Source organism: uncultured Novosphingobium sp. (genome assembly GCF_964277725.1).
In the GTDB taxonomy this organism is placed as follows: Bacteria; Pseudomonadota; Alphaproteobacteria; order Sphingomonadales; family Sphingomonadaceae; genus Novosphingobium; species Novosphingobium fluoreni.
Genome location: NZ_CAXYKL010000206.1, coordinates 1 through 8,237, shown reverse-complemented (window position 1 = coordinate 8,237; position 8,237 = coordinate 1). Strand labels below are relative to the sequence as shown.

Here is an 8,237-nt window from a genome sequence, read left to right as displayed (position 1 = left end):
CTGGAGACCGCGCAGGCCGGGCGGCGCGATACGCGTTTGTGGACTGGCGTTGCTGCGCTGACCGGCGCGCAGGGCAACAGCACGGGCCTGGTTGGCACGCCGGAGCAGGTCGCGGCTGGCATGTTGGACTGTTACGACATCGGTATCGACCATTTCCTGATCCGCGGCTTCGAGCCGCTGGACGATGCCGTTGATTACGGGCGGGAACTGATCCCCCTTGTCCGCGCCAAAGTTGCTGAACGTGAAGGCAGGCCTATTGCCCTTGCAGGATGAGCGTCATCTTGTATCAAATCAGGGCGATTTTGATTACACCCTTCAGATTTTGCTTGTCTTCTCATCCGCCCCGTATCGGCAGTTCTGATTGAAGCTGAATCGCGTTAGTTTGAGCACGGTCAGGTCTACTCAACCAGTTGACTATCCGGCAAGCCAAGCATGCTCACAACTAATAGAGGTGCGTTTCGAAGATTACAGGCGACAGTACCCTATGATGGGTCTGTCGCCTGCCTGATTCCTCAGAACTTATATGACACTTCCATGCCGTAAGTCCGTGGTTCGCCAAATGTGCTCGAGAGGTAGCCGGCCTCGCGATAGATACCGATCACACCGACCCGATACCATTTGTTGGTGACGTTGTTGGCGAAGGCGGCGACGCCCAGCCCGGTTCCGCCGATGTTGTCGATACCGGCGCGCAGATTGACGAGCGCGTAGGCCTTCTGCCGCCCCTGCTCGTCATTCTTGTCGAGCCAAACGCCGCTACGATAGGCGAGGCTGGCGTTCAGCGATAGATCGCCCACTTCCTGAATGGTGGAGGTGTAATTCGCGTTGAGGCCCAACTGATGCTTGGACGCTCCGACCAGTTCGTATTCGAACTGCTGCCGCCCCTTGGTGATGTCGACATTGACGTAGGCGTAAGCGAGCGTGACGTTGAAAGGGCCGGATGTGAGCGTCGCGTCGAACTCACCGCCATAATTCTTCTGGGCTGCAGTGTTTTCGATGATGGTCGTCACGTTGCCGGCGGCGTCGATGCCGGAGGTCTGCTTCTGGACGTTTTTGTAATCCTGGTAGAAGAGCGCCAGCGCCGTTGACAGAGTGGGCCCACCAAGATCGAACCGGTTCTTCAGGCCGACCTCATATTCCTGCACATTCTCCGGATTGAACGGCGCAAGCTCGGCATCCGACGTCGCGCGTAGCGAGAAGCCGCCCGCGCGGAAGCCCTTCCGCGTTGAAACGTAGGCGGTGATGTCTTCGGTCGGCTGGTACTGCAGCGTGACATCCCAGGTCAGCGCGTTCCATGAGCGGCTGTTTGTGCGGCTACACGCGTTGAATGGAAGCGGGGTGCCGCTGGGATCGCGGAACAGGCAGACGCCAAGCGCAGGAAGGCTTGGGCTGACCGTCGCGCGGCGCTTGTCGTCGGTGTAGCGCAGGCCCGCGGACAACTGGAGCTTGTCTGAAAAGCGATAGGTGCCCGCCAGATAACCGGCAATTGCCTCTGCACGACCGGTTCCGCCAAGCTGGTTGCGGAACAGGATAGCGGGGGTCGAGAGCGGCAGGCCCGATCCGACGATCGCCAGCTCCGGGAATTGCTGCGAGGTCGATCCGTCAGAGCCTTTTTCCAGGAAATAATAGGCACCGGCCACAAATGTGAGCTTGTTGTCGAGTATGTCCCCTTGAAGCTGCAACTCCTCGCTGAACTGCTGAATGCGTTTGAACTGGTTGGATTGGATCAATATGGCCGGGACGCCATCCAAGTCCTGGAAGGTGTTTGTGTTGAGCTTGCGATATCCGAAGACGTTCTTGATTGTGAGATCGCCGATCGGAATCGAGGTCCGGTTGCTGATGCCGTAGTTTTTGATGAACTCCGACGGCTTGCGGCCATACGCGTCCAGGTTGCCGCCATCGCCCAGCCCCTGATCGATCTGTTGCCGCCCGAACGTCTGCTGGCGTGCGAACTGGGCTACGGGATCGGGCACGGGAAAGCCGAAGCCACGCAACGCGGCATAGCCGGCGATCGCCGGGGCGGTTGGGTCGATCGCGGTCGGGTAGAGAGCCGATCCGTGGGTCTTGCTGCGCACCCAATCGAAGATCGTGATTGACTCAATGTCTCCTGGGTTCAGCAGCAGCGAGGCGCGGAAGGAGTCGAAATTCTGGTCGTCATAGTCGCGGCCATCGCTGATGTCGGTGGTGAAGCCCTTCCGCTCGCGGGTCTTGCCGGCGACCCGCACGGCCGCCCAGTCGGTGATTGGCAGGTTGACCATGCCGTAAAGGTCGCGCAGGCGATAATTGCCGATTTGGCCGCGTAGCTCGCCCTCCACCTTGTCGGTCGGGCGGTTGGGTTCTACCAGCACCGCACCGCCGGTCATGTTGCGGCCGAACAGCGTGCCCTGAACGCCCTTCAGCACCTGAACCGACTGAAGATCGTAAAGCGAGAAGCCAAAGCCAGCGGTGCGGGCCTGCAGCACTTCCGCGAAATAGGCGCCGACCGGTGCGTCGGTAAGGAGTTGGGACTCGTTCGTCCGCTGGCCACGCAGCGAGAGCGAGAAGACGTTGCGGCTGGTACCCGACGTTGTAACGTTTAGCGCGGGGGCGACGGCCTGAAGTGAACCGATGTCGGTGGCGCCAGCGTCGACCAACTTGCTGCCGGAAACCGCAGTGATCGAGATCGGCACATTTTGAAGAGATTCCGCACGACGCCGTGCGGTAACGACGATGTCGCCACTTGCGGGTGCGGACGTCTGTTCCGGAGCTGGTGCCGCGTCCTGGGCATGGGCGATTGATGATAGGCCTATGGCCTGAATTGACGCAAACAACAGCAAGCCAAAACGCTTCATGCCACTTCTCTCCCTTTTACCGGCCGCCGTGATATCGCTTCCCGGTCGCCAAAATCAGGTCGGATCGTACCATCCGATTGAGGATATTCAATCCGCGCTAGACAAGGAATGCCATCGTTTTCTGCCTTGATCGTGGCTGCGATATAGTCGCGGGGGAGCATCGAATAACAGATCAGCGCTGACGGCTTTTTCCCTATCGTACGCCTCCGATAGCGGGCGCCTTGCCGGGCAAGTGAGCGACCGCTCTTAAGCGGACTCTTGAGAGTACGCGTAGGAGCGGTTGGTGTGGGTCAGGTGACGGTTTTCGGCGGGCCAGCGCGGCGACGGCGGTGGAGCGACGAGGAGCGGGTGCAGATTCTAGGCGAGGCGTTCGCGCCAGGCGCTTTGGTGGCGCAGGTCGCGCGGCGGCACGATTTCTCGACGGGTTTTTGATCTACACTTGGCGCCGCAATCTTCGCCGGCGTGCTGTGGCGTCCGATGCACCGGCGGTGGTCTCCGGCTTTGCCGAAGCGATCGTAGTCGATGAGCTTCCTGCCGAGTTGCCGGCAGGGCACGCTGCGATCGTAGTCGAGCTTCCCGGTGGCAGCAGGGTGAGTATTTTTGGTTCGGCACCGCCTGCGGTGGCCGCGGCGGTGCTGAAGGCGCTGACGCGGTGATCCCGATCCCCACCGGCGGCAAGGTCTGGCTCGCGCTTGGCCACACGGATATGCGCCGGGGCATGCGTTCGTTGGCCTTGCAGGTTCAGCAGTGCCTCAAAAAGGACGTTCATGCCGGCGATCTGTATGTCTTTCGTGGGCGGAGCGGATCGCTCTGCAAGATCCTATGGCATGACGGCATCGGCATGTCCCTTTACGCCAAGCGCCTCGAGAAAGGCCGGTTCGTATGGCCGGCGGCAAAGGACGGCACGGTGGCGATCTCGGCCTCAGCGATGGCGTGCTTGCTAGAGGGCATAGACTGGCGAAACCCCCAGGAAACCTGGCGCCCGACACAGGTCGGGTGATCGCGGCGGCGACGTAAAAACGGCTAAAATCCTAGGGTTTGTGGCGGGTGCGTGCTATGAAGGGGCATGGCCGCAAGCGACGCACCTGACGAGCTTGAGCAGCTTCATGCTGAGCTCGCGACCGTTCGCGAGCAAGCTGCCACAGTCCAGGCCGAGGTCCTCGAAGCCCAGGCTGAGCTGGCCAAGGTGCGGGCGATCAATGCCGATCTGCTGGCCCGCAACGCCTATCTCGAGTTGATCAATCAGAAGATGCGCCGGGAAAAATACGGCGCAAGCTCGGAGCGCAGCCGGCGCCTGCTCAACCAGCTGGAGCTGACATTCGACGAGTTGGAGGCCAACGCCAGCGAGGCCGAGCTTCTAGGGCAGATCGCGGCGGCAAAGACCTCCACGGTCGCGGCTTTCACCCGCAAGCGGAGCACGCGCCGAGATTTCTTTGCCGATCTGCCGCGCGAGAGGGTCGTAATCCCTGCGCCCGAGACCTGCCCATGCTGCGGTTCGGACGATCTGAGCCACTTGCCGGCGGACGTCACTGAGACGCTCGAGCGCGTGCCGGCGCGCCACAAGGTGGTTCAGACCGTGCGGGAAAAGGTCTCCTGTCGCCGCTGCGACAAGATCAGCCAGCCCCCGGCGCCGTTCCACGTTACCCCGCGCGGGATGTTCGGCCCGCACTTCCTGGCAAATCTCGCCTTCCAAAAGTACGGGCTGCATCAGCCTCTCAACAGCCAGCGTGATCGCCTCGAGAGAGAGGGCATCCCGTTGAGCCTCTCGACGCTGGCGGATCAGATTGGGGCGATCTGCGTGGCGGTAAAGCCGCTGTTCTTGCTCCTGGAAGCCCACGCGCTTGCGGCAGACCGGCTGCACGCCGACGACACCACGGTGCCGCTGCTCGCCAAGCACAAGACCGAGGTGGCGCGGATCTGGGACTATATCCGCGACGATCGTCCATTTGGCGGGCCGGCGCCGCCAGTGGCGCTGTGCTACTACTCGCCTAACCGCAAGGGCGAGCATCCCCGGGCACATCTGGCCGGCTACAGCGGGATCCTCCAGGTCGACAGGTTCGCCGGCTTCAACGAGCTGTTCCGCGATGGCCGGGTCGAGCAGCCGATGACGCGCGCAAACTGCTGGGCACATGGCCGCCGGGAGTTCTTCAAGCTCGTCGACATCAAACAGCAGACGAAGCGCAAGAACGGTGCGGCGCCGCTCATCTCTCCTTTGGCAGCCGAGGGGTTGGTCATAATCGATCGGCTCTTTGCCATCGAGCGCGACATCAACGGCAACTCTGCCGTCGAGCGGCGTGCCGTTCGCCAGGAGCTATCCGCGCCGATCGTCGCCGAGTTGGAAACCTGGATGCACACGACGCGCGCCAGCCTCTCGCGCCACGATGCCGTTGCCAAGGCGATCGCCTACTTCCTCAACGACTGGGAAGGCTTCACCACCTTCCTCGCTGACGGCCGGATCTGCCTGACGAACAACTCGGCCGAGCGCGAGCTTCGTGCCGTGGCCCGGGGCAGGAAGGCTTGGCTGTTCGTCGGCTCGGACCGCGGCGGCGAGCGCGCTGCCATGATGTTCAGTCTGTTTGGCACCGCACGGCTCAACGACGCCGATCCGCTCGCCTGGTTCACCGATGTCCTCGATCGCATCGCCGACATTCCCCAGACAAGGCTGCACGAACTGCTTCCTTGGGAATGGAAGGCTGCCCAGACCCTTCAGCAGGCTCCAGACCTCGCCGCCTAAGCGGGCATCACCGTAGTAACGTGATCGCGGCCGCTATCGGATGCGTACTCCCTATCGCTCACCGCGCTCAGTCATGGGCACAGCCAATCGCGGTCGCATGAAGCAACTTTTGCTCAAAACACATACAATTACCTATCTCACCACGTGTTTGGCTTGGTGGCATCATGAAAACATATGACAAACTCAGCATCCCCGCGCCCTACTGTTGCGGGGGAAACGCTGGCTGCATCCGGCGACGGATAGCGAAGCCGGCCCATGAGGATCGACGGGAGCAAGCCAGGCTGCACGCGCTAGCTTAAAGTCAGAACTGAGAACTACAATCGCCTAAGTTTCACCGTGAAATGGCCGGACGGGGACTTCGTCGCAGATGCGATTAATCGTGACAGTGGCGACATGATCCGTATTTGACCTTGAAGAAGTGGCTATATCTCGCTCTCATCCTCTCGACGACACCCCGATGCAAAAGTTCTGCCGGTACGCCAAGGGGAGAGGATTGTGAAAGAATGCCTTGGCCTGCTATCGCAGGTAGGTCGTCTTTTGCTGCGTTGGGCGATCTTGTTGTTTTTAACAACCTGCTGGAAGACGCAGAGCATCACCCTCCTTCGCCCATGGCACAATAACTCCGACGCTGCCCGTCGGGACACTCTCGACAATAGGGCGCTTTGATGGTCACGCTTCGCAGAAGGCGCTCGGTTTGCGCGTCTAATCAAAACATTAGCGAGAGCGACCTTGGCATCAGTCTGCATAACCGAGTTGAGCAAGAGGTTCGGGGCGATCAACGTGCTGCACTCTATCGATCTTGCGATAGAGGAGGGCGAGTTCGTTGTCATCGTCGGGCCATCAGGTTGCGGCAAATCGACCTTGCTGCGCTTGATCGCTGGCCTGGTGGAGCCCACCGGTGGCCGCGTTTTCATCGATGGTCGCGACGTGACCGACGCCCCGCCGGCGGAGAGAGGCCTGGGCATGGTATTTCAGTCCTACGCGCTTTACCCGCACCTTACGGTAGAAGAGAATATCGCTTTTCCGCTGAAGGTACAGCGGCTTGGCAAGGCGGAGGTGCGATCCCGCGTCGCCGCTGTCGCCAAGGCGCTAGACCTCGATGCTCTGCTGAAGCGGCGGCCGGCGGCGTTGTCGGGTGGCCAGCGCCAGCGGGTGTCGATTGCCAGAGCCATCGTGCGCGAGCCGTGCGTGCTGCTGCTCGACGAGCCCTTGTCCAACCTCGATGCCGAACTGCGCGTCAGGATGCGTCATGAATTCGCGCGGCTGCATGGGCGTTTGGGTGCGACGATGGTCTATGTCACGCACGATCAGCTTGAGGCCATGACGCTGGCCAATCGCATCGTGGTCATGAGTGCGGGCAGGATCGAGCAGGTCGGAGCACCGCTGGAGCTTTACACGCAGCCGGCGACACTGGCGGTGGCGCGGGCGATCGGCTCTCCGGGAATGAACCTGATCGCGGCGGTGCTCGAAGCGATCGACGAGCGCGGTGTCAGCCTTCGCTTACCGGAAGGCAAGACCTTGCGAGCCGATGTGCACGCCGCGCCTGATCTCCTTGGCGCCCCCGTCACGGTGGGTGTGCGGCCCGAGCACTTGATCGCTGAGGAGCATGGCCCCTTCCAGGGCGCGGTGGAACTGTTCGAGCGTCTCGGGCCGCTCTCGTTCGTGCACTTGGGGGCAAGAGGCGATATCGGAACGGTCGTCGCTCAGCTGCCCGGGGATCAGGTCGTCTCGCTGGGTGAGACACTGCGCTTCGGCGTGCCGCCGCAGCAGGTCCATGTGTTCTATGCGCAAGGGTGCGCGTTGCCGCGGATCAGCCCTTGACGCTGCCGCCAAGCAGGCCGCTGATGTAGAAGCGCTGCAATGGCAGGAAGATCAGCAGCACCGGCAGGGTGGTGACGACAGAGGCAGCCATCATCAGCTCGCCGTCGGCCGCATGTTCGCGCACGATCGCGCCGACCGCGACCGGAAGGGTGTATTTGCTCTGGTCGGTGAGGATGATCAGCGGCCAGAGGAAATCGTTCCAGCTGCCCAGGAACAGGAACAGCGCCAGCGTGACGGTGATCGGAGCCAGCAGCGGCAGCACGATGGACCGGAATATCCTCGCCTCGCTGGCTCCATCCAAGCGCGCCGCATCGAGCATCTCGTCCGGGATGGCGAGAGCGGACTGGCGCACGAACAGGATCGCAAAAATGCCTGCAAGACCCGGCAGGATCACGCCAGCGAAGCTGTCGACCAGCCCGAGTTCCTTGAACAGCAGGAACAGCGGCAGCATGGCGACTTGTCCCGGCACCACCAATCCGGCGATCAGCAACTTCAATAACCGCTCGCGTCCGGTGAACCGCAGCTTTGCAAACGCGTATCCGGCCGGGACGGTCAGCAGCAGTCCCAGCACCGTCGCGATCACAGCGATGAGCAGGCTGTTGCCGAGCGCGGGCAGCACGCGATAGTCGAACCATGCACCGTCGATCTCACGCCGGACGAGCAGTTCGTAGTAATTCTCGCCAGACCACCGTTCGGGCCAGAACGGCGGCGGAAAGTGGCTCGAAGTTCCCCGCGGCATGAACGAGACGGTGACCATCCAGACAAGCGGGATCAGCGTGACCGCCGTCAGCAAGGCGACAAGCCCGTTGGCGACGATCGCGCGGATGCGGCGGCGCTGCATCACAGCCACTGGT

Annotated in this window: 7 protein-coding genes and 1 pseudogene; 6 read left to right on the top strand and 2 right to left on the bottom strand. The window is 61.9% G+C overall.

Annotation, left to right across the window (positions count from 1 at the left end):
• Positions 1-273, top strand: a pseudogene (locus ACHWRX_RS11850) (alkanesulfonate monooxygenase); the annotation flags it as partial.
• A gap of 239 nt (positions 274-512) precedes the next feature.
• Here the strand turns inward: ACHWRX_RS11850 and ACHWRX_RS11845 are convergent.
• Complete coding sequence (locus ACHWRX_RS11845; protein ID WP_394659364.1) at positions 513-2,666, bottom strand: TonB-dependent receptor; 2,154 nt, start codon at positions 2,664-2,666, stop codon at positions 513-515.
• A 447-nt stretch (positions 2,667-3,113) separates the two neighbouring features.
• Between ACHWRX_RS11845 and ACHWRX_RS11840 the strand changes: the two genes are divergently transcribed.
• The 5 genes from ACHWRX_RS11840 (at position 3,114) to ACHWRX_RS11820 (ending at position 7,383) form a co-directional block, all read left to right on the top strand.
• Positions 3,114-3,260 (top strand): transposase, encoded by a 147-nt coding sequence (locus ACHWRX_RS11840; RefSeq protein WP_394659365.1) that lies wholly within the window; start codon positions 3,114-3,116, stop codon positions 3,258-3,260.
• Entirely contained in the window at positions 3,257-3,484 is a 228-nt protein-coding gene (locus ACHWRX_RS11835; protein ID WP_394659363.1) for a hypothetical protein, read from the top strand. The genes ACHWRX_RS11840 and ACHWRX_RS11835 overlap by 4 nt, the downstream gene beginning before the upstream one ends.
• Complete coding sequence (gene tnpB / locus ACHWRX_RS11830; RefSeq protein ID WP_394659362.1) at positions 3,481-3,828, top strand: IS66 family insertion sequence element accessory protein TnpB; 348 nt, start codon at positions 3,481-3,483, stop codon at positions 3,826-3,828. Before ACHWRX_RS11835 ends, tnpB begins: the two co-directional genes overlap by 4 nt.
• Before the next feature lie 66 nt (positions 3,829-3,894).
• Positions 3,895-5,562 (top strand): IS66 family transposase, encoded by a 1,668-nt coding sequence (gene tnpC, locus ACHWRX_RS11825; protein WP_394659361.1) that lies wholly within the window; start codon positions 3,895-3,897, stop codon positions 5,560-5,562.
• Between the two features lie 753 nt (positions 5,563-6,315).
• Positions 6,316-7,383 carry an ABC transporter ATP-binding protein gene (locus tag ACHWRX_RS11820; protein ID WP_394659360.1) on the top strand — a complete coding sequence of 356 codons (1,068 nt, stop codon included), beginning with the start codon at positions 6,316-6,318 and terminating at the stop codon, positions 7,381-7,383.
• Here ACHWRX_RS11820 and ACHWRX_RS11815 read toward each other — a convergent pair.
• Positions 7,373-8,237: carbohydrate ABC transporter permease (locus ACHWRX_RS11815; RefSeq protein ID WP_394659359.1), on the bottom strand; the 865-nt coding region annotated here is incomplete at its 5' end. The two genes, ACHWRX_RS11820 and ACHWRX_RS11815, sit on opposite strands and share 11 nt — an antisense overlap.